This is a genomic window from Cupriavidus oxalaticus (assembly GCF_004768545.1).
GTDB lineage: Bacteria > Pseudomonadota > Gammaproteobacteria > Burkholderiales > Burkholderiaceae > Cupriavidus > Cupriavidus oxalaticus_A.
Genome location: NZ_CP038634.1, coordinates 1,580,590 through 1,606,245 on the forward strand (window position 1 = coordinate 1,580,590; position 25,656 = coordinate 1,606,245).

The 25,656-nt window shown below is 67.7% G+C and carries 24 protein-coding genes and 1 pseudogene; 17 read left to right on the forward strand and 8 right to left on the reverse strand.

Annotation, left to right across the window (positions count from 1 at the left end; all coding sequences use genetic code 11):
* Positions 1-69: 69 nt before the first annotated feature.
* On the forward strand, positions 70-996 hold the full coding sequence (locus E0W60_RS07010; RefSeq protein WP_135703465.1) for a LysR family transcriptional regulator: 927 nt from the start codon (positions 70-72) through the stop codon (positions 994-996).
* Here the strand turns inward: E0W60_RS07010 and E0W60_RS07015 are convergent.
* The gene (locus E0W60_RS07015) at positions 993-2,567 is read right to left on the reverse strand and encodes an aldehyde dehydrogenase (NADP(+)) (protein WP_135703466.1); all 1,575 of its coding nucleotides are present in this window, start codon (positions 2,565-2,567) and stop codon (positions 993-995) included. The two genes, E0W60_RS07010 and E0W60_RS07015, sit on opposite strands and share 4 nt — an antisense overlap.
* A 166-nt stretch (positions 2,568-2,733) precedes the next feature.
* Entirely contained in the window at positions 2,734-3,663 is a 930-nt protein-coding gene (locus E0W60_RS07020) for a dihydrodipicolinate synthase family protein (protein ID WP_135703467.1), read from the reverse strand.
* Between the two features lie 142 nt (positions 3,664-3,805).
* On the opposite strand from E0W60_RS07020, the gene E0W60_RS07025 reads away from it, so the two are divergent.
* The 5 genes from E0W60_RS07025 (at position 3,806) to E0W60_RS07045 (ending at position 8,811) form a co-directional block, all read left to right on the forward strand.
* Positions 3,806-4,753, forward strand: coding sequence for a LysR family transcriptional regulator (locus E0W60_RS07025; RefSeq protein ID WP_135703468.1), 948 nt, complete (start codon positions 3,806-3,808; stop codon positions 4,751-4,753).
* 107 nt (positions 4,754-4,860) lie between these two features.
* Positions 4,861-5,853, forward strand: a complete 993-nt coding sequence (locus tag E0W60_RS07030) for a Bug family tripartite tricarboxylate transporter substrate binding protein (protein ID WP_135703469.1) — start codon at positions 4,861-4,863, stop codon at positions 5,851-5,853.
* A gap of 22 nt (positions 5,854-5,875) precedes the next feature.
* Complete coding sequence (locus E0W60_RS07035) at positions 5,876-6,895, forward strand: 4-hydroxythreonine-4-phosphate dehydrogenase PdxA (protein ID WP_135703470.1); 1,020 nt, start codon at positions 5,876-5,878, stop codon at positions 6,893-6,895.
* An 88-nt stretch (positions 6,896-6,983) separates the two neighbouring features.
* Entirely contained in the window at positions 6,984-8,159 is a 1,176-nt protein-coding gene (locus E0W60_RS07040; protein WP_133097951.1) for an L-rhamnonate dehydratase, read from the forward strand.
* Between the two features lie 85 nt (positions 8,160-8,244).
* A complete protein-coding gene (locus E0W60_RS07045; RefSeq protein WP_135703471.1) occupies positions 8,245-8,811 on the forward strand; it encodes a DUF3016 domain-containing protein in 567 nt (188 codons plus the stop codon).
* 19 nt (positions 8,812-8,830) lie between these two features.
* On the opposite strand, the gene E0W60_RS07050 is transcribed toward E0W60_RS07045, so the two are convergent.
* The gene (locus tag E0W60_RS07050) at positions 8,831-9,811 is read right to left on the reverse strand and encodes a LysR substrate-binding domain-containing protein (protein WP_195428017.1); all 981 of its coding nucleotides are present in this window, start codon (positions 9,809-9,811) and stop codon (positions 8,831-8,833) included.
* A 192-nt stretch (positions 9,812-10,003) separates the two neighbouring features.
* Between E0W60_RS07050 and E0W60_RS07055 the strand changes: the two genes are divergently transcribed.
* Positions 10,004-11,749 (forward strand): IlvD/Edd family dehydratase, encoded by a 1,746-nt coding sequence (locus tag E0W60_RS07055; protein WP_135703472.1) that lies wholly within the window; start codon positions 10,004-10,006, stop codon positions 11,747-11,749.
* A 75-nt stretch (positions 11,750-11,824) separates the two neighbouring features.
* Positions 11,825-13,189, forward strand: coding sequence for an MFS transporter (locus E0W60_RS07060; RefSeq protein WP_133097954.1), 1,365 nt, complete (start codon positions 11,825-11,827; stop codon positions 13,187-13,189).
* Positions 13,190-13,198: 9 nt separating this feature from the next.
* On the opposite strand, the gene E0W60_RS07065 is transcribed toward E0W60_RS07060, so the two are convergent.
* Positions 13,199-13,435, reverse strand: coding sequence for a hypothetical protein (locus tag E0W60_RS07065; RefSeq protein WP_029048395.1), 237 nt, complete (start codon positions 13,433-13,435; stop codon positions 13,199-13,201).
* 208 nt (positions 13,436-13,643) lie between these two features.
* Here E0W60_RS07065 and E0W60_RS07070 point away from each other — a divergent pair, with 208 nt between their 5' ends.
* Positions 13,644-14,189 (forward strand): GNAT family N-acetyltransferase, encoded by a 546-nt coding sequence (locus E0W60_RS07070; protein WP_135703996.1) that lies wholly within the window; start codon positions 13,644-13,646, stop codon positions 14,187-14,189.
* A gap of 86 nt (positions 14,190-14,275) precedes the next feature.
* On the forward strand, positions 14,276-15,418 hold the full coding sequence (locus E0W60_RS07075) for a hypothetical protein (RefSeq protein WP_135703473.1): 1,143 nt from the start codon (positions 14,276-14,278) through the stop codon (positions 15,416-15,418).
* A 118-nt stretch (positions 15,419-15,536) separates the two neighbouring features.
* Here the strand turns inward: E0W60_RS07075 and E0W60_RS07080 are convergent, their stop codons facing one another.
* Positions 15,537-15,761, reverse strand: coding sequence for a hypothetical protein (locus E0W60_RS07080; protein WP_135703474.1), 225 nt, complete (start codon positions 15,759-15,761; stop codon positions 15,537-15,539).
* A gap of 352 nt (positions 15,762-16,113) precedes the next feature.
* Between E0W60_RS07080 and E0W60_RS07085 the strand changes: the two genes are divergently transcribed.
* Complete coding sequence (locus tag E0W60_RS07085) at positions 16,114-16,674, forward strand: PadR family transcriptional regulator (protein ID WP_133097957.1); 561 nt, start codon at positions 16,114-16,116, stop codon at positions 16,672-16,674.
* A 66-nt stretch (positions 16,675-16,740) separates the two neighbouring features.
* On the opposite strand, the gene E0W60_RS07090 is transcribed toward E0W60_RS07085, so the two are convergent.
* Both E0W60_RS07090 and E0W60_RS07095 read right to left on the reverse strand, forming a co-directional pair.
* Positions 16,741-17,736, reverse strand: a complete 996-nt coding sequence (locus tag E0W60_RS07090) for an NAD(P)H-dependent flavin oxidoreductase (RefSeq protein ID WP_135703475.1) — start codon at positions 17,734-17,736, stop codon at positions 16,741-16,743.
* A 69-nt stretch (positions 17,737-17,805) separates the two neighbouring features.
* Positions 17,806-18,237, reverse strand: a complete 432-nt coding sequence (locus E0W60_RS07095; RefSeq protein ID WP_133097959.1) for a nuclear transport factor 2 family protein — start codon at positions 18,235-18,237, stop codon at positions 17,806-17,808.
* A 247-nt stretch (positions 18,238-18,484) separates the two neighbouring features.
* On the opposite strand from E0W60_RS07095, the gene E0W60_RS07100 reads away from it, so the two are divergent.
* Entirely contained in the window at positions 18,485-19,510 is a 1,026-nt protein-coding gene (locus E0W60_RS07100) for a tyrosine-type recombinase/integrase (RefSeq protein ID WP_135703476.1), read from the forward strand.
* 171 nt (positions 19,511-19,681) lie between these two features.
* Positions 19,682-20,701 carry a UDP-glucose 4-epimerase GalE gene (galE, locus tag E0W60_RS07105; protein ID WP_133097961.1) on the forward strand — a complete coding sequence of 340 codons (1,020 nt, stop codon included), beginning with the start codon at positions 19,682-19,684 and terminating at the stop codon, positions 20,699-20,701.
* A 79-nt stretch (positions 20,702-20,780) separates the two neighbouring features.
* Here galE and E0W60_RS07110 read toward each other — a convergent pair whose 3' ends face one another.
* Positions 20,781-21,089: an H-NS family nucleoid-associated regulatory protein gene (locus tag E0W60_RS07110; RefSeq protein WP_133097962.1), complete on the reverse strand. Its 309-nt coding sequence runs from the start codon at positions 21,087-21,089 to the stop codon at positions 20,781-20,783.
* A gap of 590 nt (positions 21,090-21,679) precedes the next feature.
* On the opposite strand from E0W60_RS07110, the pseudogene E0W60_RS07115 reads away from it, so the two are divergent.
* The 4 genes and pseudogenes from E0W60_RS07115 to E0W60_RS07130 all read left to right on the forward strand — a co-directional run.
* Positions 21,680-22,159, forward strand: a pseudogene (locus E0W60_RS07115) (Tar ligand binding domain-containing protein); the annotation flags it as partial.
* 241 nt (positions 22,160-22,400) lie between these two features.
* The gene (locus E0W60_RS07120; protein WP_135703477.1) at positions 22,401-24,365 is read left to right on the forward strand and encodes a putative bifunctional diguanylate cyclase/phosphodiesterase; all 1,965 of its coding nucleotides are present in this window, start codon (positions 22,401-22,403) and stop codon (positions 24,363-24,365) included.
* Positions 24,366-24,574: 209 nt separating this feature from the next.
* Positions 24,575-24,997 carry a response regulator gene (locus E0W60_RS07125; protein ID WP_135703478.1) on the forward strand — a complete coding sequence of 141 codons (423 nt, stop codon included), beginning with the start codon at positions 24,575-24,577 and terminating at the stop codon, positions 24,995-24,997.
* A gap of 116 nt (positions 24,998-25,113) precedes the next feature.
* Positions 25,114-25,611, forward strand: coding sequence for a chemotaxis protein CheW (locus E0W60_RS07130; protein ID WP_133097965.1), 498 nt, complete (start codon positions 25,114-25,116; stop codon positions 25,609-25,611).
* The last annotated feature ends 45 nt before the right edge of the window (positions 25,612-25,656 follow it).

Sequence of the window (25,656 nt, forward strand, 5' to 3'; positions counted from 1 at the left end):
TGAAGCGATAAGAATTTGTGATCGCAGGCGCAAGCCGGCCTTCACGCTTTTCTGCCCCTCGTCCCACCCATGATCCCACCCGTCAGCACACTCCACGGCCGCCTCAAGATGCAGCACCTGCGCCTGCTGCTGGCGGTGGAGGAACGCGGCTCGCTGCGGCAGGCCGCCGAAGCGCTGACGCTGACCCAGCCCGCGGTCAGCAAGATGCTGCAGGATATGGAAGACCTGCTGGCCGTGCCGTTGTTCGAGCGCCATGCGCGCGGGCTGCGTGCGACGCGCTTCGGGATGGCGGCCACGCGCTACGCCCGGCTGGTGTTTGCCGACATGGATGGCTTGCGCGACGAGCTGGTGGCGCTGGAGTCGGGCAAGATCGGGCGCGTGCGGGTCGGCGCGGTGATGGCGCCGACGCCGGGCCTGCTGGCCGAGGTGATCCGCCGGCTGAATCGCGATCATCCGCGGCTGGAGGTGGCGGTGCAGGTGGAGACCAGCGACCTGCTGGTGCCGCTGCTGGAGCGCGACCAGCTCGATATCGTGCTGGGCCGCGTGCCCGATGGCTGGGACAGCAGCGGCCTCGAGTTCGAGCAGCTTGGCGACGAGGGGCTGGCGATCGTGGTCGGGCCGCAACATCCGCTGGCGCGGCGGCGCAAGCTGTCGTTCGCGGAACTGACCAGCTACCCGTGGATCATGCAGCCACGGCCGAGCCCGATGCGCGCGCTGATCGACCGCTCGTTCGAGGATGCCGGCGTGCCGGCGCCGCCGTCGACCATCGAGACCGCCGCGGTGCTGATGACCACGTCGCTGCTGGCCGACAGCGAGCTGATCGCGGTGCTGCCGGAGTCGGTGGCGGCTTACTACGGCCGCCTGGGCGCGCTGGCGGTGCTGCCATTGCCGCTGCCGCGGAAACTGGGGCCGTACGGCATCGTCACGCGGCGCGGGCGCCCGCCGACCGCATCGATGAGCCTGCTGATCGATACGCTGCGGGCGCTGTCGCGCTAGCGCTGCGGCTTGCCGTCGAGGCGCCAGAGATGGCGCTGTTCGCTGTCGGGGCGCAGCGACGCGGGCAGCAGGTCCGCCGGCATGTCCTGGTAGCTGACCGGCCGCACGAAGCGCGCGATCGCCAGGCTGCCGACCGAGGTCGAGCGGCCATCCGACGTAGCCGGCCAGGGGCCGCCGTGGACCATGGCATGTCCGACTTCAACGCCGGTGCCGAAGCCGTTGACCAGGATGCGGCCCGCCAGGCGCTCCAGCGCGGGCAGCAGCGTGCGCGCCGCGTCGTGGTCCGCGGGGTCGATATGCAGCGCCGCGGTAAGCTGGCCCTCCAGCGATTCGACCACGCGCCGCATTTCCGCGGCGTCGCGGCAGCGCACCACCAGTGACGACGCGCCGAAGACTTCATGGCGCAGCGTCTCGTCGGCCAGGAAGGCCTCGGCGCTGGTGCTGAACAGTGCCGCCTGACCTTGCAGCGCATTGCCTGCCTTGCCGCGCGCCACCAGCTGTACCTGCGGATGCTGCGCGAGCGTGCCCACGCCGTTGCAGAAGGCGCGCAGGATGCCGGCGGTCAGCATGTTCTGTGCGCCGATGTCCGCCAGGCTCGCCGCCGCCGCTTCCAGGAACTGGTCCAGGCCCTCGCTTTCCACCGCCAGCACCAGTCCGGGGTTGGTGCAGAACTGTCCGGCGCCCAGCGTCAGCGAGCTGGCGAACGCCGTGCCGATGGCTTGCGCGCGGTTGGCCAGCGCGTGTGGGAACAGCAGCACCGGATTGATGCTGCTCATCTCCGCATAGACGGGAATCGGCTCCTGGCGCGCCGCGGCGATCGCCATCAGCGCCTGGCCGCCGGCGCGCGAGCCGGTGAAGCCGACTGCCTTGATGCGGCGGTCCGCCACCAACCCCTGGCCGATTTCCAATCCGGTATCGAAGAGCAAGGAGAAGGTGCCTTCGGGCAGGTCCAGTTCCGCCACCGCTTTCTGGATGGCGCGGCCGACCAGTTCGGAGGTGCCGGGGTGCGCAGGATGCGCCTTGACGATGACGGGGCAGCCGGCGGCCAGTGCGGATGCGGTATCGCCGCCCGCCACCGAGAACGCCAGCGGGAAGTTGCTGGCGCCGAACACCGCGACCGGGCCCAGCGGGATATGGCGCAGGCGCAGGTCGGGGCGCGGCAGCGGCTGGCGCTCGGGCTGGGCCGGGTCGACGCGCAGCTCAAGGAAATCGCCCTGGCGCAGCATGCCGGCGAACAGCCGCAGCTGGCCCACGGTGCGTCCGCGCTCGCCTTCGATGCGGGCGCGCGGCAGGCCCGATTCGCTGACGCAGCGCTCGATCAGCGCATCGCCCAGCGCCAGGATGTTGCCGGCGATGGCTTCGAGGAAGTCGGCGCGCCGCGCGGGCGCGGTCTCGCGATAGGTGTCGAAGGCCTGCCAGGCGAGGGCGCAGGTCTGGTCGAGTTGTGCCAGCGTGGCGCCACCAAAGGCGGGTTCGAGCGTTGCGCCGGTGGTTGCGTCGATGGCGTGGAGGGTGCCGTGGGTGCCAGGTACGGATTGACGGCCGACCAGGAGTTCGCCGGTGAGGGTCATGGTTGGTCCTTTGAAAGGGTGTTGTGGCTAGCGATGGAGTATGCGCAGTGGCATTGGTTACCCGCCGCGACTTCGTGGAGGCTCTTGCCCTCTCCCCCGGCCCTCTCCCACTACGCGGGAGAGGGCCGGGGGAGAGGGCCGGCGCTACAAGATGCGTGGCGCTTCCTTACCGCCCCCAGCGCAGCACCAGCGGATCCAGCCGCCGCGCAATCTTCAGCAGCCCCTCGCGCGTGGCCGGATGCATCGGCTGCAGCGGATGCCTTACCGCATCCGAGGCAATCACCCCGCCTTCCTTCATCAGTACCTTGCTGGTTGCCAGCCAGCCCTGCCGGTTCTCGTAGTTGATCAGCGGCAGCCACTGCTGGTAGCGCTGCGCCGCCAGCTCGGCGTCGCCGGCCTGCCATGCATCCAGGACCTGGCGGATGCCGTCCGGGAAGCCCGCGCCGGTCATCGCGCCGGTGGCGCCGGCTTCCAGGTCGGCCATCAGCGTGATGGCCTCCTCGCCGTCCCACGGGCCAACGATGGCGTCGCCGCCCAGCTCGATGAGTTCGCGCAGCTTGGCCGCGGCCTGCGGCACTTCGATCTTGAAGTACGAGACATTGGCCAGCTCGCGCGCCATGCGGGCGAGGAAGGGCGCGGACAGCGTGGTGCCGCTGACCGGCGCGTCCTGGATCATGATGGGGATGTCGATGGCATCGGAGACGGTGGCGAAGAAGTCGTAGATGCCGCGCTCGGGCACGCGGATGGTGGCGCCGTGGTAGGGAGGCATCACCATCACCATGGCGGCGCCGGCGTCCTGCGCGGCGCGGCTGCGCTCGGCGCAGATGCGCGAGCTGAAATGCGTGGTGGTGACGATCACCGGCACGCGGCCGTCCACGTGCTCGAGCACGGTCTTCATCAGCACGCTGCGTTCGTCGTCGGTCAGCACGAACTGCTCGGAGAAGTTGGCCAGGATGCAGATGCCGTGCGAGCCGGCGTCGATCATGAAGTCGATGCAGCGGCGCTGGCCGTCGAGGTCGAGGCCGCCTTGCTCGTCGAAAATGGTTGGCGCTACCGGGAATACGCCGCGGTAGACGGGCGGCTGGGATCGGGTCATGGTCTCCTCCTTGCGGCTGGCACGCGGCCGGCGCGGGTTCTGGGCAGTCAATCGGGTCGGGCCAATATACGAGCGGGGGGAGGGCCTGTATATTGAATCATTTCCATCTTGTGATCGCTTTTGCGACTCACACGGTCCCGATATGAAATCCACCCTGGACACCCTCACCGGCCGACTGCGCATGAAGCAACTGCAACTGCTGATCGCGCTGGACGAGCACCAGTCACTGCACCAGGCCGCGGGCGCGATGGCGATGACGCAGTCGGCCGCCAGCAAGTCTTTGCAGGAACTGGAAGGCATGCTGGAAGCGCCACTGTTCGAGCGCTCCAAACGCGGCATGCGCCCCAACGCCTTCGGCCATTGCGTGATCCGCCATGCACGGCAGCTGGTGGCGGACCTGGGGGCGATGTGCGAGGAAGTGGCCGGCATCCGCGCTGGCAGTGGCGGGCGCGTCGCCGTCGGCGTGATCATGGGCGCCGTGCCCGAGGTGCTGGTGCCGGCGCTTGAACAACTGCGGCAGGCGCATCCCGACCTGGCGCTCGAGATCATCGAGGACACCAGCCTGCGCCTGCTCGGCCAGCTCGACGACGGCCACCTCGACCTCGTGCTCGGCCGCTCGCTGGTCAGCGACGAACCCGGCAAGTACCACTATCACCCGCTCGGCGACGAGCAGGTGTCCGTGGTGGTCGGTCACGTTCACCCCGCATCCAGGGTGCAGGCGATGGACTTTGCCGACCTTGAGGGTTATCGCTGGATCACTTACGCGGGGCACATGCCGATGCATGCCCTGCTGCAGCGCGAACTGGACCATGCCGGCGTCAGCTTCCCCGCCAACGCCATTTCGACGTCGTCGGCGCTGATCACCGTGGCCATGCTCCAGCGCGATCCCGGGCTGGTGTCGCTGCTGCCGACCAGCGTGGCGGAGCTGTTCGTGCGCCAGAAGATGCTGCGCATACTGCCAGTGCACCTGCAGTCGCGCCAGCAGACCTTCGGCATCGTCACGCGGCGCGGCGGCGCCTTGTCGGCTTCCGCACGGCAACTGGTGGCGATCCTGAAAGCGCAGGCGGGGAAGCCAGCGGCCGAGGTATAACGCCAGGTGATCGCCAGTTCAAAAAACGTCAGTAGTAGCGAATCGCTGATACCCATATAGTCTGCTCATCCGCGCCACCAGAGCCGGACAGCACAACGGAGACAGCGATGAAGACACGGAATGTTGGCAAGTGCGCCGGCAAACTCGCCGGCGCACTTGCCGGCCTGGCCACGGTGGCCGTTGCAGCGACGACCAGCGCCTGGGCGCAGGACACACGGCCGGTGCGCCTGATGGTGGGCGCCGCGCCCGGCGGCGGCACCGACGTGATGGCGCGTATCGTCTCCGACAAGCTGGCCGCACAGCTGAAGCAGCCCGTCGTGGTCGACAACCGCCCCGGCGCGTCCAACACCATCGCCGCGGACATCACCGCCAAGGCCGCGCCGGACGGCAACACGCTGCTGATGGGCGTGGTCACCTCGCAGGCGATCGCGCCGCACCTGCTCAAGCTGCAGTTCGACCCGCTCAAGGACCTGGCGCCGGTGGCGCTGGTGTCGTCGGTGCCCAACGTGCTGGTGGTCAACAACCAGGTCACGGCGCGCGACGTCAAGGCGCTGGTGGCGCAGATCCAGGCGAGCCCGGACAAGTTCCGCTTCAGCTCGTCGGGCGTCGGCAGCACCCAGCACCTGGCCGGCGCCGCGTTTGCGCGCCAGATCCAGGGCAAGCTGCTGCACGTGCCTTACAAGAGCAGCAGCAGCGCGCTGGTGGACCTGATGGGCGGCCAGGTGGACATGAGCTTCGAGACCATGCCGTCGGTGATCAACCATATCAAGGCCGGCAAGCTGCGCGCGCTGGCGGTGACCGTGGACAAGCGCTCGGCGCTGCTGCCCAATGTGCCGACGCTGGCCGAGGCCGGCGTGCCGGGCATCCAGATGAACGCCTGGTACGGCGTCTATGCGCCGGCCGGCACGCCTCCCGCCACGCTGCAGAAGCTCGGCACGGCGCTGACCACGGTGATCAAGGACCCGGATACCGTGCGCCGCCTGAGCGAGGTCGGCGCCGTGCCCGGCACGCTGACGGCCGCGCAGTTCGATACCTTCTCGCGCGCCGAGTACGCGCGCTATGGCAAGCTGATCGCCGAGCTTGGCGTCAAGCTCGACTGAGCCTGTATTTCAAGAGAATTTCATGACTTCACGTCCACGAATCGCGATGGTGCTGGGCGATCCCGCCGGCATCGGCCCCGAGCTGATCGCACGCCTGCTGGCCGACCCGGCCACCAGCGAACAGGCCGACATCCTGCTGATCGCCGACCGCGACGAATGGCGCCACGGCATGCAGGTGGCGGGCGTCGAGCTGGCGCTGGCAGAGACCGATACCCTCGCGTTCGCACAAGGCGCGCCGCGCCTCTACCACTGGGAGCTGGACGGCAAGCCCGCCTATCCGCGCGGCGCATCCAGTGCCGAGGGCGGCCGCTACAGCCTCGGCACGCTGTCGCTCGCGCTGGAGCTGGCGCAGTCGGGCCAGGCAGATTCGATCCTGTTCGGGCCGCTCAATAAAAGCTCGCTGCATGCCGCCGGCATGGACCATAGCGACGAGCTGCACTGGTTTGCCGAGCAGCTCGGCTACCACGGCAATTTTTGCGAATTCAACGTGCTCGACGGCCTGTGGACCTCGCGCGTCACCTCGCACGTGGCCCTGAAGGACGTGCCGGCGATGATCACGCCGGAACGCGTCGGTGGCGCCATCGACCTGATCGACCAGGCACTGCGCCGCGCCGGCATGGCAAGCCCGCGCATCGCCGTGTGCGGCCTGAATCCGCACAACGGCGACAACGGCGCCTTCGGCCGCGAAGAGATCGACGTGATCGCCCCGGCCGTCGCCGCTGCCCGCGGGCGCGGCGTGAACGTCGAGGGCCCGTTCCCGGCCGACACCATCTTCCTGAAGGTGCAGGGCGGCCCGTCGCAGCGGCAGTTCGACGCCATCGTCACCATGTACCACGACCAGGGACAGATCGGCATCAAGCTGATGGGATTCTCGCGCGGCGTGACGGTGCAGGGCGGGCTGCCGGTGCCGATCACCACGCCGGCGCACGGTACCGCGTTCGATATCACGCAGCAGGGCCGCGCCGATCCCGGCGCCACGCAGCAGGCGTTCCAGATCGCCTGCCGCATGGGCGCGCAACGGCGCGCCGCCGCAAACGCCTAGCCACCATCAATCCATACCGGATCAGCATGACCGCCCCCGGCGCGGCCGGGGAGCGTTCGCGCCAACGCATTGCCATCAGGAGCTGAACATGAAGATCACCAACGTCCGCGCCCGCGTCTTCGAATGGAAGGGCAAGACCGTGCCGCCGCAGGCGCATTTCTGCACCAACGCCACCGACATCCTGTTCGAGCGCGGCGACGCCATGGGCTCGTTCCGCTTCCACGGCTGGATGGTGGTCGAGATCGAGACCGATAGCGGGCTGGTCGGCATCGGCAACTGCGCGCTGGCCCCGCGCGTGGCCAAGCAGATCGTCGACGAATACCTGGCGCCGGTGGTGATCGGCCAGGACCCGTTCGACAACGAATACCTGTGGCAGAAGATGTACCGCCGCACCCAGGCCTGGGGCCGCAAGGGCATCGGCATGGCGGCGATCTCGGCGGTCGATATCGCGCTGTGGGATCTGATGGGCAAGGCCGTCGGCAAGCCGGTGTTCAAGCTGTTGGGGGGGCGCACCAAGGAGAAGATCTGGTGCTATGCCTCCAAGCTCTACAACAACGACGACCGCGACGCCTTCCTGGCCGAAGCGCAAGGCTACCTCGACCAGGGCTTTACCGCGATGAAGATGCGCTTCGGCTACGGCCCCAAGGACGGCCCTGCCGGCATGCGGAAGAACATCGAGCAGGTGCGGCTGCTGCGCGAGCTGGTCGGCGACGGCGTCGACATCATGCTGGAGTGCTACATGGGCTGGACGCTGGAATACGCGCGCCGCATGCTGCCGCGCCTGGCGGAGTTCAATCCCCGCTGGCTGGAAGAGCCGGTGATCGCCGACGATATCGAAGGCTATGTTGAGCTGAAGAAGGCGAGCCCGTTCCCGATCTCCGGCGGCGAGCACGAGTTCACTTCGTACGGCTTCAAGGACCTGCTGGAGCGCCGCGCCGTCGACGTGATCCAGTACGACACCAACCGCGTCGGCGGCATCACCGCGGCGCAGAAGATCAACGCGATGGCCGAGGCGTGGTCGGTGCCGGTGATCCCGCACGCGGGGCAGATGCATAACTACCACCTGACCATGGCGTCGACCGCATCGCCGATGTCGGAGTACTTCCCCGTGCACGACGTCGAGGTCGGCAACGAGCTGTTTTACTACATCTTCAAGGGGGATCCGGCCCCGGACAACGGCTACCTGCAGCTTGACGACAACCTGCCGGGGCTGGGGCTGGAGTTGAACGAGGAGTACTTCAGCCAGTTCAACATCATCGGCTGACAGGCTGACAGGCGGGCTGTCGCTGGCTGACCGGCCCTGGCGCACTACAATCAAGAAGCGCAATGCCCTTGTGCTGGAGTTCGCCATGGCCAGATCCCGCCGTCTGCTGGCCGCCTGCGCGGCACCCATGGGCCTGATGTGTGCCATCGGTGCCGTCAGCGCCTTCAGTGCCTTCGCCGCGCCGCCTGCCGGAACGCTGACAGTTTCCTTCCCCCATCCCGAAACCTACACCGATGCCGCCTACCGCAGCGCATACGGCAGCGACCGCGAGCGCGCGCAGGTGATGAACGATATCCGCCGACACTTCGACGAGCTGGCGGCACGCTACCTGCCGCAGGGCTATGCGCTCAGCATCGCGGTGCTGGATGTCGATCTCGCAGGACATTTCGAGCCATGGCGCGTGCGCGGCGATGACGTGCGCATCGTGCGCGATGTCACCTGGCCGCGCATGACGCTGCGCTATGAACTGCGCGGCAGCGACGGTGCCGTGATCGGCAGCGGCGAGCAGCGCATCTCCGACCAGAACTTCAACATGGGTGTCAACGTCTACAGCCAGAGCGACAGGCTGCGCTATGAAAAGGCGATGATGGACCGCTGGTTCGACGAGACCGTCAGGCGCCGGATCGCAGCGCGCGAGGACGGGCAGGGATGATCTGAAGCGGGCATTAGCACTACGGGCCGTAGATGCGCAGCGCCGTCTCGCGCAGCGCATCCGCGACCAGCAGCGCGCCGGGCGACATCAGCCGGTCGGTCGGCGTGATCAGGCCGAAGTCGTCCATATGGCAGGGCATCGCCATCGGCAGCACCTCCACCATGCCGAACGCCGCGTAGTACTGCGCAACATCCGCGGTCAGCACCGCGATCATGTCTGACTGCGTCACCATGCGCGTCAGGAACAGCAGCGCGGCGGTTTCCACCACGTTGGTCGGCGGCGCCAGGCTCGCGCGCTGGAACATCAGCTCGAAGCGGTGGCGCAGCACCGTGCCGGCCGGCGGTATCATCCAGGCGGCGTCGGTGGTGTCGGCCAGCGACAGGGCGGGCGCCGCCAGCATCGGGTGGCCGGGCCGCACCACGGCGCAGACGGGCTCTTCCGCCATCGGCTCGTAGCGCAACCGGCCCTTGTCGTGCTCGGGAAACAGCCGCGCGACCACCATGTCCAGCTTCTCCTGCCCCAGCCGGTCGAGCAGCACGTTGCTGTTGTCGATCTCCACCGAGACCCGCAATCCCGGATAGCTGGCCTTCACCCGGGCGATCGCCGGCGGCAGCAGCCGCACGCCGGGCGAGGTGATCGCACCGATCGCCACGTGGCCGAGCCGGCCCGCCTTCAACGCCAGCACTTCCTCGCGCGCCTGGTTCAGGCTGCCGATCGCCGCGCGCGCGTGCCGGATCATCGCGCGGCCATAGTCCGTCGGCGCCATGCCGCGCGGAAGGCGCTCGAACAGGGGGACCGACAGCATCTCTTCCAGCTCGCGCAGCAGCTTGGACGCGGCCGGCTGCGTCATCGCCAGCCGTTCCGCGGCGCGGTGGATGCTGCCCTCGTCGGCGACGGCCAGTAAAAGCAGCAGCTGGCGCGTCTTCAGGCGGGTGTGGCTGTGCCATACGGGTGCCGCAGGTGCTGCATCAGCCGCGACGGAAAGGTTGGGGGCGTCCATAGGGTAAATACCAATGCCGATATCGATATCGCAAATGCCGAACTCTTCATTAGTAGCATATCGGCAAGCTGCATACACTCCGTCCGACAAAACAACAACGACAGGAGACAGCGTGGAGCCCGCCAGGCCGCTGGATCCGTCGTCCCTGCCATTCCCGCCGCCTTCCCGGGCAGCCCTCGCATCAGGAACAACATGTCGGATTCCAAGGACAAGCAACGCAAGCCGCTGCGCTCGACGGCGTGGTTCGGCACCGCCGACAAGAACGGCTTCATGTATCGCAGCTGGATGAAAAACCAGGGCATTCCCGAGCACGCGTTCGACGGCCGCCCGGTGATCGGCATCTGCAATACGTGGTCGGAACTCACGCCCTGCAACGCGCATTTCCGCAAGCTGGCCGAGCACGTCAAGCGTGGCGTGTACGAGGCCGGCGGCTTCCCGGTGGAATTCCCGGTGTTTTCCAACGGCGAATCGAACCTGCGCCCGACCGCCATGCTGACACGCAACCTGGCCGCGATGGACGTGGAAGAAGCGATCCGCGGCAATCCGATCGATGCGGTGGTGCTGCTGACCGGCTGCGACAAGACCACGCCGGCGCTGCTGATGGGCGCGGCCAGCTGCGACGTGCCGGCCATCGTCGTTACCGGCGGGCCCATGCTCAACGGCAAGCTCGACGGCAAGGACATCGGCTCGGGCACTGCGGTGTGGCAGCTGCATGAATCGCTGAAGGCAGGCGAGATCAACCTGCACCAGTTCCTGTCGGCCGAAGCCGGCATGTCGCGCTCGGCCGGCACCTGCAACACCATGGGCACCGCCTCGACCATGGCCTGCATGGCCGAAGCGCTGGGCACGTCGCTGCCGCACAACGCGGCGATCCCGGCGGTCGATTCGCGCCGCTACGTGCTGGCGCACATGTCCGGCATCCGCATCGTGGAGATGGCGCGCGAGGACCTGACGCTGTCGAAGATCCTGACGCGCCAGGCGTTCGAGAACGCGATCCGCGTCAATGCGGCGATCGGCGGCTCGACCAACGCCGTGATCCACCTGAAGGCGATCGCCGGCCGCATCGGCGTGCCGCTGGAGCTGGAAGACTGGAGCAACGTGGGGCTCGACACGCCGACCATCGTCGACCTGATGCCGTCGGGCCGCTTCCTGATGGAAGAGTTCTACTACGCGGGCGGCCTGCCCGCGGTGCTGCGCCGCATGGGCGAGGCCGGCCTGCTGCCGCATCCGGGCGCGCTGACCGTCAACGGCAAGGCGATCTGGGACAACGTCAGGGATGCGCCGATCACCAACGACGAAGTCATCCGACCGCTGGATAAGCCGCTGATCCGCGACGGCAGCATCCGCATCCTGCGCGGCAACCTGTCGCCGCGCGGCGCGGTGCTCAAGCCGTCGGCGGCAACGCCCAAGCTGCTGCGCCACCGCGGCCGCGCGGTGGTGTTCGAGAACCTGGAGCACTACAAGGAGCGCATCGTCGATGAATCGCTCGATGTCGACGAGAATTCCGTCCTCGTCCTCAAGCGCTGCGGCCCGCGCGGCTATCCCGGCATGGCCGAGGTCGGCAACATGGGCCTGCCGCCCAAGCTGCTGCGCCAGGGCATCAAGGACATGGTGCGCATATCCGATGCACGCATGAGCGGCACCGCCTACGGCACCGTGGTGCTGCACGTGGCGCCCGAGGCCGCCGCCGGCGGGCCGCTGGCGATCGTGCGCGACGGCGACTGGATCGAGCTGGACTGCGAGGCCGGGCGCCTGCACCTGGATATCGATCCCGCCGAGTTCGAACGCCGCATGGCCGACGTGCAGCCGCTGCAGGCGCCCGCCGACGGCGGTTATCGCAAGCTCTACGTCAACCACGTGCTGCAGGCCGACGAAGGTTGCGACCTCGACTTCCTGGTCGGCTGCCGCGGACGTGAAGTGCCGCGCCACTCGCACTGATTCCATCCCATTGCATTGAATGCGCGCGGCCCCGGCGGCGCGCGCGACCCCTTACAAGAACAGAGGAGACTAGCCATGCAAGGCACACAGACCGCGCCGCTGGAGCGCGCCGTCCCAGCACAGGAAACCGGCGCACAGGCGCAGGAAGAGACCCGCATCGTCGGCATGCTGGTGCGCCGGCTGATCCCGTTCCTGGCGCTGATCTACGTGGTCGCGTATATCGACCGCTCGGTGGTCGGCTTTGCCAAGCTGCACATGAACGCGGCGATCGGCATCAGCGACGCGGCCTATGGCCTGGGCGCGGGTTTGTTCTTCGTCGGCTATTTCCTGTGCGAGGTGCCGAGCAACCTGGCGCTGGAGCGCTTCGGCGCGCGCCGCTGGTTCGCGCGCATCCTGCTGACCTGGGGCCTGATCACCATGGCGATGGCGTTCACGCAGGGCGCGCACAGCTTCTACGTGCTGCGCTTCCTGCTGGGCGCGGCCGAAGCCGGCCTGTATCCGGGCATCCTGTACTTCCTGACCAAGTGGTTCCCGATGCGGCATCGCGCGCGCATCATCGGCCTGCTGGTGCTGGCCCAGCCGATCGCGCTGATCATCACCGGACCGATTGCAGGCCTGGTGCTGTCGACACAGGGGCTGTTCGGCATGTCCAACTGGCAGACGCTGTTCGTGCTGAGCGGCCTGCCCGCGGTGCTGCTGTGCCTGCCGACGCTGCGCATCCTGCCGGAATCGCCCGCCAGTGCCGCATGGCTGGCACCGGCCGACCGCGCCTGGATCGAGCGCGAACTCGCCGCCGACCAGGCCGCCTATGCGCTCAAGCCGCACGGCAATCCTCTGCAGGCGCTCAGGGACAAGCGCGTGCTGCTGCTGTCGCTGCTGTTCCTGCCGTTCCCGCTGAGCATCTACGGGCTATCGCTGTGGCTGCCGACCATCATCAAGCAGTTCGGCGTGACCGATGCAATGACCGGCCTGCTGTCGGCGGTGCCCTACCTGTTCGCCGTGGTCGGCCTGTACCTGGTGCCGCGCCACTCGGACCGCAAGGGCGAGCGCTACGGCCATATCGTGGTGGTGTCGGGGATGGCAGCGATCACCATGGCGCTGAGCGCCTGGGTGCAGTCGCCGGTGCTGCAGTTCCTGTTTATCTGCCTGACCGCGTTCTCGATCTATTCGATCCAGGCGGTGGTATGGGCACTGCCGGGCGAATTCCTGACCGGCGCCAGCGCCGCGGTGGGGATTGCCACCATCAACTCGCTGGCCAACCTCGGCGGCTACTTCGGGCCGTATGGCATCGGCGTGATCAAGGACGCCACCGGCAGCCTGGCGGCGGGGCTGTACTTCCTGGCGGCGATGCTGGTGTTCGCGGTGGTGATGGCGTTCGTGGTGCGCGCCGCGCTGCGGCCGGCGGCGCGCGCCGGTGCGGCGCAGCAGGCCGGTGCCTGACCGCAATCGTCACGGCCGCCGCTTCTTCCACTCGTAGTCGGGCGGCGGATCCGCCGCGCCGGCGCGGCCGACCGAGTTGGGGTTTTCCGAGCACAGTGTGACAAAGCTCACCGGCTCGCCCGCATGCTGGCGCTGGCGCAGCGCTTCGGTGAAGTGCAGCGCCTCGCGCATCGCGTCGCTCGGGAACGACTGCGCGTGCGGCGTCAGTCCGGTGCCGTGGGCTTCGGACCAGTAGACCATGTACATAAGGCATTCCTCTCGATTGCGCCGGTGACCACGAGGCGCTGCAACCTTCGTTCCCGGCAGGGCAGGGGCGAAGGCAGGGTTCGCGGTGCATGCCGATTGCAATCTGTTCCTCGGACTTTTGCAAGCTTTGGCGTGCCACGGGCACAATGGGCGTTTCTGGCATCGTCGCTGTGCCGTTCCCGTCTCGTCCCGATACTCCATGCACTCCATGCCCGATATTGCGCTGATTCCCGCCACCGCAGCCGATGCCGACCGCCTCGCCGCCATGCACACCGCCAGCTGGCAGCACACCTATCCCGGCATGCTGCCAGACGCGTACCTGCGCGAGCAGGCCAATCCGGAGCGGCTGGCGGCCTGGCGCGCGCGCATGCATGACGGCGCGGATGGCCCCGTGGAGGCCACGCTGGCGCTGGTCGATGGCGCGGACGCCGGCTTTGCCTGCCTGTTGCCCGAGGCCGACCCCCGCTACGGCATCTACCTGGACAACCTGCATGTCCTGCCTGCCTTCCATGGCCAGGGACTGGGCAAGCGGCTGCTGGCGCATTGCGTGCAGCGCGTGGCGCAGCGCTGGCCCGGGCAGCCGCTGTTCCTCTATGTGCTCGAGGCCAATACGCAGGCGCGCGAGTTCTACCAGCGGCTGGGCGGCGAGGCATCGGAACCGTTCGAAGACGATTTCCACGGCCCGGGCCTGCGCGTCATGGTGCGGCGCGTGACCTGGCCCGACGTGGCGGCGCTGGCCAGGCGGCTGGCGTAACGCAGGGATGGCGGGCACGGCAGGCGTTGCCGAACCGCTTGCCCCTGGCCTACCATCGCCGGCATGCCAACCGGAGGCGCCCAGCCATGATCCTGTCGACCGCCAGCTTGCCTCAGCACAACCGTTCTCGCCTGTCCCTGGCCCTGGCCGCTGCAGCCATGACTGTGGTACTGGCCGGCTGCGCCGGCACGACGGCAGTGCCGCCCGCCGCGGCCAAGGCTGCCGATACCGCGGTGGCCGCACCGCACTGGCAACGCGTGCATCTTGGCGCTGGCGCCGGCTATGACTTCCCGGTCTATGCCAACCACCGGCTCGACGGCGACCTGTCGCGCATTCGTGAAGTCGTGTTTGTCCAGCATGGCCTGCAGCGCAACGGCGACGACTACTATGCCGCCGGCGCCGAACTGCTGAAGGCCAGCGGCCGCAAGCCGGACGAGGTGCTGCTGCTCGCGCCGAATTTTCCCGGCACGCCTGACCAGAAGAAGGGTTTTACCGGCATGCCGCAATGGTCGGTGCAAGGCTGGCTCAGCGGCGAGGACGCGATCGACGGCCCGGCCCGCGTCAGTTCGCTGCAGGTGCTCGACGACCTGCTCGCCTTCGTCACCGACAAGGCGCGGCTGCCGCAGGTCAGCAAGGTGACGGTGGCCGGCCATTCCGGCGGCGCCCAGGTCGTGCACCGCTACGCGGTGCTGAACAATGTCGACGAGCGCATCCGCGCGGGCGGCATCGACCTGCGCTACGTCGTGGCCAATCCGTCGTCCTACCTGTATTTCACGCCGGTACGGCCGGCCGGCGCCAATGGCAAGTCGTTCGCGCCGTATGACAAGGCCATTTGCCCGGACTACGACAAGTACAGCTACGGCGTGCAGGACATGGTGCCGTACGCGAGAGGTGCCGACGGCATGGCGCTGTACAAGCGCTATGCCGGGCGCAAGGTGACCTATCTCGCCGGCACCGAGGACAACGATCCCAACCACCGCGTACTCGACAAGGCCTGCGGCGCCGAGGCCGAGGGCGCGACGCGGCTGCAGCGTGCGCGCGGCTACCTGCGCTACGAGCGCTACCTCGCCAGCCCGGGCCTGGCCATCCGCCATCAGGCGTATGAAGTGGTGGGCGTGGGGCACGACCAGGCGCGCATGTTCGGTTCGCAGTGCGGGGCGCGGGCGGTGTTCGGCATGCCTGAAGCCGCCAATGCCGGCGGTGCGGCCTGCCGTGCGCCGCAGCTCTGAGGCGGGCGCATCCGGACACCGTCACGGCAAGAAAAAAACCCGCGGCAATCGCGGGTTCAAGTCCCTGCCCGCAGGATCGGGCTCGGAGGAGACAACCACAGGAAAGGCAGCGCGCCAGTCAGGTCAGGCAGTATTTGACGACCTGTTCTTCGACGCCGACAAAACGTACCAGCTGGCGCAGGCCGCTGGCGAATTCCTTGATATGGTGCCCGTCAGGCGTATCGGGCAACCGGTAGTAGATCGGGGCCTTGTCGCGCAGCGGCGCCAGCAGGCCGAACGGGCGTTCGCCCGCATCGGCTTCCCAGGCGACGTCGCGCTCTTCGGCAATGGGTTTTCCGGTCATGGGCATACTCCAGATTCGGTGCATGGTGCGGCCGGGGACGGATTTTTCTTGCTCGCACAGCGTTTCAATGTATGAAATGTATGGCAGGTAACGCAAAAATGCTATTCAGCATTATTTAATTCTGTTTGCTGCCAAATCTCGAAATTGCCAGATTTACCGAATATATGTCGGCGTTTGCAGGTATTGCCGGATTGCGGCGATCCTTGCATCACGGCTTGCCGACAGCAGGGGGGCATTGCGCTAACATAGCGCCAGTTTTTTGCGGTCCGTGGCGCACCGGCATGACCGGCGCTCCTGCCGCATGGCATCTCCGAAACCATCACCCGCCCCCGACGGGCCATTGCCAAGACGCATGTCGACCCAGCACGCCTTGTTGATCTCCCTGCTTGAAAAGCCGTCGTCCGGCTATGACCTGGCGCGCCGCTTCGATCGCTCCATCGGCTATTTCTGGCATGCCACCCACCAGCAGATCTACCGCGAGCTGGGGCGCATGGCGGACAGCGGGTGGATCGCGGCCGACGAGAACGAGGCGGCGGAAAACGAGGGCGGCGCCGACCGCAAGAATCGCAAGAAGGTCTACCAGGTGCTGCCGGCCGGGCGCGACGAACTGGTGCGCTGGGTGCTGACCCCGGGGGCCGGGCTCGACCAGCGCGAGGAAATCCTGGTCAAGCTGCGTGCCGATGCCGCGATCGGGCCGCTCGGCCTGGGCGATGAAATGCGGCGGCTGATCGCGCTGCACCAGGCACGGCTCGAGACCTACCTGGCGATCGAGCGCAAGGATTTTTCCGCGCCCGACATGGACCGCGCGCAGCGGTTGCGCTACGCGCTGCTGCGCCGTGGCATCCGCTTCGAGCAGGACTGGGTGGCGTGGGGCGAAGACCTGCTGCCGCTGCTGGAGCAGCAGTCGGCGTAGCGCGCCGCGCGCCAAAGCAAGACGCCGGCCTTGCGGCCGGCGCTCTTTATTGGGGTTTGGTCAGGCTCAGGCCACGTCGAGCGCGCGGGCACCCGCCTGGCTGGCTTCGCCCAACCCCAGGCGCCGGCGCGCCAGCGCATACTCCTCGGCAAAGCGCCGCACCAGCTCGCCGGCCGGCACCACGCGCTTGATCGCGCCCACGCCCTGGCCAGCGCCCCAGATATCCTTCCAGGCCTTCACGCTGGTCGAGCCGAAGTTCATCTTGGACGGATCCGACTGCGGCAGCGCCTCCGGGTCCAGCCCGGCGCGCTCGATGCTGCCGCGCAGGTAGTTGCCGTGCACGCCGGTAAAGAGGTTGGAGTAGACGATGTCGCCGGCGCTGCTGTCGACGATCATCTGCTTGTAGCCGTCCTGCGCGTTGGCTTCCTGCGTGGCGATGAAGGCAGAGCCGATGTAGGCCAGGTCGGCGCCGGCGGCCTGCGCCGCCAGGATGGCGTCGCCGCTGGAGATCGAGCCTGACAGCAGCAGCGGGCCATCGAACCATTCACGGATCTCGTGCAGCAGCGCGAACGGCGACAGCGTGCCGGCATGGCCGCCGGCGCCGGCCGCCACCGCCACCAGCCCGTCGGCGCCTTTCTCGATGGCCTTGCGCGCGAAAGCGTTGTTGATCACGTCGTGCAGCACGATGCCGCCATACGAGTGCACCGAGTCGTTGACTTCCTTGCGCGCGCCCAGCGAGGTGATCACGATCGGCACCTTGTAGCGCACGCACAGCTCCAGGTCATGCTCGAGCCGGTCGTTGGACTTGTGCACGATCTGGTTGACCGCGAACGGCGCCGCCGGACGGTCCGGATGCTTGTCGTTGTGCTCGGCCAGTTCAGTGGTGATGCGGTCCAGCCATTCTTCCAGCTTGGGCGCCGGGCGCGCGTTCAGCGCCGGGAACGAGCCCACCACGCCGGCCTTGCACTGGGCAATCACCAGGTCGGGGTTGGAGATGATGAACAGCGGCGAGCAGACCACCGGCAGCGACAGCCGGTTCTGCAGCAGGGCGGGGAGGGCCATGGGTGAAGTCTCCTGGGTAGTACGGTGAGGCAATGAGAATCTGGCGGGCGCGGGCGGCGGCCTGGCCGCTTACGCGGCACCGGTCAGTACGTCCTTCTGGCTGGCGAGGCGCGCGCCCATGGCGGCGGCCAGCGCCTCCAGTCCGGAGCGCGGGCGCACCATTACTTCGAATTCGGCAATATGGCCGGCGTCGTTGAAGCGGATCATGTCGATGCCCTTGAGCGCCTTGCCATCGACCGTGGCGCTGAACTCGAGCACCACGCTGTGGCCGTCCTCGCTGACGAAGCTGCGGTGGTAGCGGAAATCGCGGAACACCTGGTTCACCGTGGTCAGCACCAGTGCGATCGCGGCACGGCCTGGGTAGGCCGTATGCGCCACCGGCGAGCGGAAAACAACGTCGTCGGCGACGATGGCGTCGAGTCCGGCCATCGAATTGCTGGCAATCAACTGGTGCCAGGTGTCGAGCGAGGCCTGCGCTGCGGGAATCAGCTGGGTGGTCACTGCAGTCTCCTTAAACTGTTCTGGGCGGTCGCGGCATGCGCCGGCTACGTCGTGTTCTTGTTTGTGTTCGCGTCTTATGCAACCAGTTGCATAGTGGGATGAAAGGTAGCATGCGCTGCTGCACTGCGCAAGCCGGTTTTGGTCCCGTGCCCGCCCAGGGCGCCTTGCAGTGACGGGTTGACTACAATAGGCGGCATCGCACAGCGGGAATCCCGCCCGCGCCCGCAAGCCACCGGCAGGAGAGTCAGTGACCACTAAGTCGACCGCGCACCAACCCGGCCAGGCGGCGCTATTCGATGCCGACCTCGACGCCTGGCGCGCCCATCCCGAGCGCGCCTTCGACGGCTGGCTGGCGCGGCATGGCTTCCGCCACGGCACCAGCGTGGTGTACCGGGCGATGTGGGGCAAGCTGCTGCGCTGGTCGGCCGAGCGCGGACTGCCGCCGCTGAGCTGGTCGGCGGAGCAGATCGGCGAATTCCTCGACGCCCAGCAGTTGCACAAGTCGCACCGCTACCGCTATGCGCGGCTGATCGAACGGGTGTTCCACCATCTCTCCCAGTTGCGCGAGGGCATGCACAACCCGGGAAGCCAGGCGGTGCGCGCGCACCTCGCCGAGGGCGAGAACGACCCCACTGCCTTCCTGCTGCCGGGCGAGCGCGACCTGCTGGTGGCCCGCATCCTCGGCCCGGCCGGCGTGCCGCCGACGGCGGAGGAATGCCGTGCGGCATCGCCGACGCAATGGAAGCGCGCGCGCGATGCCGCCTTGCTGGCGGTGCTGCTGGGCGGCGGGCTGAAGGTGGGCGAAGCGCGCGCCCTGCGCCTGGAGGCGATCGACGATGGCGCCCCGGGCCGAATGGCGCTGCGCATGGTGCGTCCCGACAATGGCCGCGCCTATACCGCGCCGTTGTTCGCGCTGGCGCATGCCCCGCTGCGGGCGTGGCTGGTGCTGCGCGAGGCGTCGGGCACGCTCGGCAGCCTGCTGTTCCCGGCCATGCCGGCGGGCCGGCCGATGCATGCGGCTTCGGTCTACCGACGCGTGGAAATTTTGCTTGACGAAGCCGGCGTACTAGCCGGCCGCCATGAACGGGCCTCGCCGCAGACCCTGCGCAATACCTGCGCGGCCATGCATTTCGAGGCCGGCACGACGCCGGCCGAGGTGGCGCAATGCCTGGGCATGCGCGACCTGGAATCGGGCTGGCGGCTGCGCGGCGCGTATGAGGCCTGGCAGGCACGGGCGGGGCTGGTGGTTCAGGCGAGCGACAGACACGCCTGAGTCCGGCGGTGCCATGCTTGTAACTGTGTGTGCCAGCTGAGCGGGTGCGGCTGACTCATCGTGGATAATAGGCGACACTACCGCCTGCGCGGGTTCAATGTGCGGTATCAGGCATTGCATGCTCGCGCATGAGACCGCGCCGCCCTGAATCGAAATCCGACGCTTATTTTCATGCCCGAAACCCTGCTTCTTACCGGTGCCACCGGCTATATCGCCTCGCATACCTGGGTCGCGCTGCTCAATGCCGGCTACCACGTGATCGGACTGGATAATCTGTGCAACAGCAGCCCGGTGGTGATCGAGCGGCTCGCTGCCATTACCGGCAAGACCCCGCATTTTGTCCAGGGCGACGTGCGCGACCGCGCCTTGCTGGACCAGCTTTTTGCCGAACACCGCATCAGCGGCGTGATTCATTTTGCCGCGCTCAAGGCGGTGGGCGAATCCGTGAGCCAGCCGCTGCAGTATTACAGCAACAACCTTGACGGCCTGCTGACGGTCTGCGCCGCCATGGGTGCGGCCGGGGTGAAACAACTGGTGTTCAGCTCCTCGGCGACGGTTTATGGCAATCCCCAGACGGTGCCGATCCTTGAGGATTTCCCGCTGTCGGCGACCAATCCGTATGGCCAGACCAAGCTGATGGGCGAGCAAATCCTGCGCGACCTGGAAAAATCAGACCCGGCATGGCGCATTGCCTACCTGCGCTATTTCAATCCGGTCGGCGCGCATGAAAGCGGTCTGATCGGCGAAGATCCGCGCGGAATTCCGAATAATCTGATGCCATACGTGGCACAGGTGGCCGGCGGGCGCCGCGAGAAACTGATGGTATTCGGCGGCGACTATCCCACGCCCGACGGTACCGGCGTGCGCGACTATATCCACGTGTGCGATCTCGCTGACGGCCACCTGGCGGCGCTGGTCTACTTGCGCGACCAGGGGCGGGGCATGACCGTCAACCTGGGCACCGGACGCGGCTACAGCGTGCTGGAAGTGGTCGAGGCCTACCAGCGCGCCAGTGGCAAGCCGGTACCGTATGAGATCGTGGCGCGCCGCCCGGGCGATATCGCCTCCTGCTATGCCGATCCCGCGCTGGCCAACCAATTGCTGGGCTGGCGCGCGCAGCACGACATCGAACGCATGTGCCAGGACTCGTGGCGCTGGCAGTCGATGAACCCGCAGGGATTCGGCGCCTGAGCGGCAACGCCGGTAATACACCAAACAAAAACGCCACGGTTTGCAACCCTGGCGTTTTTCCATGTGCCGGCGTCGCGCTTCAGCGAATCAGGAAGTCCTCGACAGTTTTGCCCTGTGCCAGGGCCTGGGTCAGCCAGCCCGGACGCTTGCCGCGGCCGGTCCAGGTATTGCCCGCACTGTCGCGATAGCGCACCGGCACCTTGCGGTTTGCCGCCTTCTTGCCGGCCGGCGCTTTCACGCCAAAACCCAGGTCTTCAGCGGTCAGGCCATATTGCTCGATTTTCTCGCGAATATCCGAGATCACCGAAGCCTGTTCGCGCGCCTTGATTTCCTCGGCTTGCTTCTGCAGTTCACTGATTTGCTGAACGATTTCCTGATAAGTCGCCATTGCGTCCTCGGTTTCCGGTGGGGTGATATGCGTGGGTGTCGGTACAGCGGGGTGTCGCGCAATGCTGCGCAGCGCTGTGGGTGTGCTGAAATGCTGAAAACAATTATAACGGGGTAGCGAGCCGCTGCAAATCCCGGGGCGCTATTCCTGCATGGTTTTTGCGAAAATTCTTGCAGCCGATATTGCTGTGAACTTTCGTGAACCATTCCGGTCGCCCCGCCGGATTTGAACCGGAACGCAATGCCGCACTACCTCTGTTGTACTGTCGGGCCGGCACATAAATCGGCCTGAGCGGCGCGATCCGCGCAAACCAGTGGCGCCGGGGCGCGCCGGCGCCGGTGGAAATCAAATTGCCATAATCGGCGCCGCTCCGGTGAATAAAGCGTCTGCTTACATGCCGCGAGACGCGGCGTGCCGTATATCCGACATCCGGGTTAATTCCGGCCATTTGCCGCGCGGCCGGGCGCTGCTGCTCAAGTACCAGATGGGCCGCGCCGTTATCCGGGCAGGGCGGATCAAGTGGGTGTCTGGTCTTGCCGTAACGAGGCCAGGAGCGTGCCTCGCGGAATGCTTACGTTTTCCTTTCAACAATGTCTTTCCACCACAATATCCAGATCAAGACCCTGTTGCGGGGCGCCATGGGAATGCTGTCGGTGCTGCTGTTGCTGGTAGGCGGCGCCGGGCTGCACGGTATTTCCTCCGGCAACGACTCGCTCAAGGAGACGTATTCCAACCAGCTGGCTTCGTCCATTGCGCTGAGCGACGCCATGCTGGCCATGACCCGCATGCGCCTGGCCCGCAAGGTACTGCCCGATCTGCAACGCAGCATGTCCAGCGCGCATGAAGCGCTGCAGAAATTCCAGCTGGGCGCCGGCAAGGCCAATTTCGACGCCGCGCAGGCCAGCTTTGCCAGCATCCGCACGCTGTCGATCGCGCTGGTCGTGCTGGGGCTGGCGGTCGCGGTGCTGTGCACGGTGGCACTGAACCGCGCCATCGTCACGCCGGTGCAGGAAGCGCTGGCCATGTTCGAGCGCATTGCGCGCGGCGACCTGGCCTCGCGCATCACCAGCAGCTGAAGAACGTGGTTTCGGTATTTACCCTTGCAGGCGGTACCGTGGCCCCGGCACCGCGCCGCGGCCGGCGCCGGTCGCCGCCGGCCGCGACGATGACTGGAGTGCGTTCTAAACAGATGTCCCCGGCAGGGGACCCCCGTATTGTGTTGTTCACACGGCGACCGCAAGATGCCATGATGCGAGGTTTGCCCCGCGTCGGCTTTGTCTTCGCGCATTTTCTTTACCACCGCGCAGCCCAATGATTGCCCTGAGTACCGTCCTGTTGCTGCTCGCCGCCCTGCTGGGCGTGGCCGCCGCCCTCGGCGCCCGCGCCGGGCGTGCGGACGAGGGCGCCGGAAGCCGGTCGCTGCGCACGCTGACCTGGACGGCGGCGCTGCTGTCGCAGCTCGCCGTGAGCCTGCCCGTGGTGGTGGTGGTGCTGTCGGGCAGCGTGCCGGTGGCCAACGACACCGCCGAGATGGCCGCCAGCTTCGCCGCCGCCGCGGCCGCCACCGCCGCCGCCAAGCTGCTGTTGCAGTGGCTGCGCCAGGGCGCGCGCCTGTGGCGCGGCGCGGCGGTGCTGGCGGTGGTCGCCGGCGCCGGCATGGTGGCCGCGGCCGGCACCCACCTGGGCCGGGCCTGCGGCGCCGGCGCGCCTTCGGCGCGCGCCTGCATCGACGCGGCCGGACTGCCTCATCCCGCCTGGCTGGCAGGCGGCCTGACCGCGCTGTGCGCACTGATGTTCGCGCTGCACCGGGCGCAGTCGCGCGGCTGGCTGCCGGTATCGCGCACCGAGACCAGCCCCGCCGGGGATCTTGCCGATGATGCCGCCACCGCCCTGGTGCGCGGCGCCGAGCCGCGGCTGGTGCGGCGCGGCGCCCGCATTCCCGGCCGGCTTACGGTGCGCGCCACCGCGCGCGGGCAGGGCACGGTGGGCGAGTACAGCGTCGCCACCGTGATGCCCGACCGCGTCGCGTTCGGCCGCTGGTTGGACCAGGCCATGGCCCAGGCGCGGCTGGCCGACACCGGCTGCGCCGTGCTGCTGATCCATATTGCCGACTACCGCGAGGTCGACGAAGTCTTCGAGATCCGCGCCGACGATATCCTGGCGCAGGACGCCGGCGCGCTGGCGCAGGCCGTGCTGGAGCCGCACGACTTCCTCGCCCGGCTGGCGCGCGACGAGTTCGCCGTCGGCGTGCCCGAGCTGGTGCACCACGGCCGCGCGCAGGAGCTGGGCTCGCGCGTGCTGGGCTCGCTGGCGGAATTCATCGCCGCGCGCGGGCTGCAGATGCAGATCGGCGTCAATATCGGCATCGCCATCTACCCGCGCGACGCCCAGACCTCCGAGGCGCTGATGCAAGCCGCACGAGTGAGCCTGGCCGAGGCCCGCGAAAGCGGCTCGAACCAGGTGCGCCTGTTCAATAGCGCTGCCGGCGAGCGGGCCCGCCGCACCCGCGTGATCCGCCGCGACCTGTGGCTGGCGATCCAGGATGAGGCGCTGTCGCTGCAGTTCCAGCCCAAGTATGACGCCCGCCGCCGCACGCTGGTGGGCGCCGAGGCGCTGTGCCGCTGGCGCCATCCCGCGCTGGGCCAGGTCAGCCCGGCCGAGTTCATCGCCGTGGCCGAGCAGTCCGGCCAGATCGACAAGCTCGACGACTGGGTGCTGACCAGCGTCTGCCGCCAGGTGCGCCTGTGGCAGGACGCCGGCCTGCCGACCGTGCCGGTGGCGATCAACGTGTCGGGGTTGCGCTTTGCCAGCCGCAATTTCCCGCAGTACCTGCTCGAGCAGATCCACCAGCACGACATCCCGCCGTCGGCGATCACGCTGGAGATCACCGAGACCGCCGCCATGAAGGACATCGGCAAATCGCTGGAGACGCTGGCCGAGCTGCAGTCGCTCGGCATCCAGGTGGCGCTGGACGACTTCGGCAGCGGCTATTCGAGCCTGGGCTATCTCAAGCGCCTGCGCGTGGGCACGCTCAAGATCGACCGCACGCTGATCGGCGGGCTCGACACCGATGCGCAAGGGCGCGCCATCGTCGGCTCGATGGTGGCGCTGGCGCACGAGCTGCGCATGAAGGTGGTGGCCGAAGGCGTCGAGTCGGCCTCGCAGCTGGAAATCCTCAACGAGATGGGCTGCGACGAGGTGCAGGGCTTCCTGCTGTCGCTGCCGCTCGATGCGGCAGGGTTTGCCGAGGCGTTGCGCGGGCCGCAGCCAGCCTGAGCGCCGCGCCGCACGCACAAGCACCAGGCCGAAAAAACGCCAAAAACGCTAAAGCGACGCGCCTGCCATGCCGATATCCACGCTGGCAGGGCCCGCGCGCTTGCAGCGCGGCCCTGCGCCGGCCTGTCCGTCGCCGGCCGCGCGCCATCCGCGCCAAGCACTGCTTCAGCATCCGGCGGATCAACCGAGCCCTGCCAACGGAGGCGCCAATGTCATTGCCCAGCATTCTCGTCGTCGACGATTCCCCCTCGCTACGCCGCATGATCGGCGCATGCCTGCGTGCCGGCGGGTTCGACGTCACCGAGGCGGCCGACGGCGAGCAGGCGTATGCGCTGGCCGACACCGCGGCTGCGGATGACGATGCCGCGGATCATGTCGCGTTCGGCATGCTGGTCACCGACCAGGTCATGCCCGGCATGGACGGCCTGACCCTGATCCGCCGACTGCGCGCCAGCGCGCGCTACGCCGCCATCCCGATCCTGATGCTGACCACCGAGCATGACGGCAGCATCCGCGAGCAGGCCCGCGCCGCGGGCGCCTCGGGCTTCCTGCCCAAGCCCTTCGATCCCGATGCGCTGATGCAGGCCGTGGCGGCGCTGCTGGCGCCCCCGCACCCCTCCTCGGAAGGGTAAGGAAGGCGCCGCATCGGCCTTCAGTCACCCCGTTTGCTGCCGTAAACACTGGTGGGCGAAACCACGCCCCGGCGCACGGCGCCAGGAAACCGGCATGACCAGAATGGGGGCTGACGATGCGGCATATCGACAAGGCAAACGGCGCGGCAGGCGTGAACGAAGGCGCGGGCGAGGAATTCCTGGCCTTCACGCTGGGCCGCGAAGAGTACGGCATCGATATCCTGAAGGTCCAGGAGATCCGCGGCTACGAGTCGGTCACCCAGCTTGCCAATGCGCCCGACTACATCAAGGGCGTGATCAACCTGCGCGGCATCATCGTGCCGATCATCGACCTGCGCATCAAGTTCCGCCAGGCCAACGTCAGCTATGACCAGTACACCGTGGTCATCATCGTCGATCTCAACGAGCGCACCACCGGCATCGTCGTCGACGGCGTCTCCGACGTGCTGACGCTGACGCCCGCGCAGATCAAGCCCACGCCGCATTTTTCCGGCGAGCTGGCTACCGACTACATCCGCGGCCTCGGCTCGGTCGAGCAGCGCATGCTGATCCTGGTCGATATCGAGAAGCTGCTCAATACCGAAGAACTGGCCGCGCTCGACGCCGTGGCCTGATCCCTGCCACACCTGCCTGTTCACCCCCGCCGCCCGGCTGGCACG

Coding starts and splice junctions, on each gene's coding strand:
- E0W60_RS07010 (WP_135703465.1), top strand. CDS start 70: ATGATCCCACCCGTCAGCACACTCCACGGCCGCCTCAAGATGCAGCAC.
- E0W60_RS07015 (WP_135703466.1), bottom strand. CDS start 2,567: ATGACCCTCACCGGCGAACTCCTGGTCGGCCGTCAATCCGTACCTGGC.
- E0W60_RS07020 (WP_135703467.1), bottom strand. CDS start 3,663: ATGACCCGATCCCAGCCGCCCGTCTACCGCGGCGTATTCCCGGTAGCG.
- E0W60_RS07025 (WP_135703468.1), top strand. CDS start 3,806: ATGAAATCCACCCTGGACACCCTCACCGGCCGACTGCGCATGAAGCAA.
- E0W60_RS07030 (WP_135703469.1), top strand. CDS start 4,861: ATGAAGACACGGAATGTTGGCAAGTGCGCCGGCAAACTCGCCGGCGCA.
- E0W60_RS07035 (WP_135703470.1), top strand. CDS start 5,876: ATGACTTCACGTCCACGAATCGCGATGGTGCTGGGCGATCCCGCCGGC.
- E0W60_RS07040 (WP_133097951.1), top strand. CDS start 6,984: ATGAAGATCACCAACGTCCGCGCCCGCGTCTTCGAATGGAAGGGCAAG.
- E0W60_RS07045 (WP_135703471.1), top strand. CDS start 8,245: ATGGCCAGATCCCGCCGTCTGCTGGCCGCCTGCGCGGCACCCATGGGC.
- E0W60_RS07050 (WP_195428017.1), bottom strand. CDS start 9,811: ATGGACGCCCCCAACCTTTCCGTCGCGGCTGATGCAGCACCTGCGGCA.
- E0W60_RS07055 (WP_135703472.1), top strand. CDS start 10,004: ATGTCGGATTCCAAGGACAAGCAACGCAAGCCGCTGCGCTCGACGGCG.
- E0W60_RS07060 (WP_133097954.1), top strand. CDS start 11,825: ATGCAAGGCACACAGACCGCGCCGCTGGAGCGCGCCGTCCCAGCACAG.
- E0W60_RS07065 (WP_029048395.1), bottom strand. CDS start 13,435: ATGTACATGGTCTACTGGTCCGAAGCCCACGGCACCGGACTGACGCCG.
- E0W60_RS07070 (WP_135703996.1), top strand. CDS start 13,644: ATGCCCGATATTGCGCTGATTCCCGCCACCGCAGCCGATGCCGACCGC.
- E0W60_RS07075 (WP_135703473.1), top strand. CDS start 14,276: ATGATCCTGTCGACCGCCAGCTTGCCTCAGCACAACCGTTCTCGCCTG.
- E0W60_RS07080 (WP_135703474.1), bottom strand. CDS start 15,761: ATGACCGGAAAACCCATTGCCGAAGAGCGCGACGTCGCCTGGGAAGCC.
- E0W60_RS07085 (WP_133097957.1), top strand. CDS start 16,114: ATGTCGACCCAGCACGCCTTGTTGATCTCCCTGCTTGAAAAGCCGTCG.
- E0W60_RS07090 (WP_135703475.1), bottom strand. CDS start 17,736: ATGGCCCTCCCCGCCCTGCTGCAGAACCGGCTGTCGCTGCCGGTGGTC.
- galE (WP_133097961.1), top strand. CDS start 19,682: ATGCCCGAAACCCTGCTTCTTACCGGTGCCACCGGCTATATCGCCTCG.
- E0W60_RS07110 (WP_133097962.1), bottom strand. CDS start 21,089: ATGGCGACTTATCAGGAAATCGTTCAGCAAATCAGTGAACTGCAGAAG.
- E0W60_RS07120 (WP_135703477.1), top strand. CDS start 22,401: ATGATTGCCCTGAGTACCGTCCTGTTGCTGCTCGCCGCCCTGCTGGGC.
- E0W60_RS07125 (WP_135703478.1), top strand. CDS start 24,575: ATGTCATTGCCCAGCATTCTCGTCGTCGACGATTCCCCCTCGCTACGC.
- E0W60_RS07130 (WP_133097965.1), top strand. CDS start 25,114: ATGCGGCATATCGACAAGGCAAACGGCGCGGCAGGCGTGAACGAAGGC.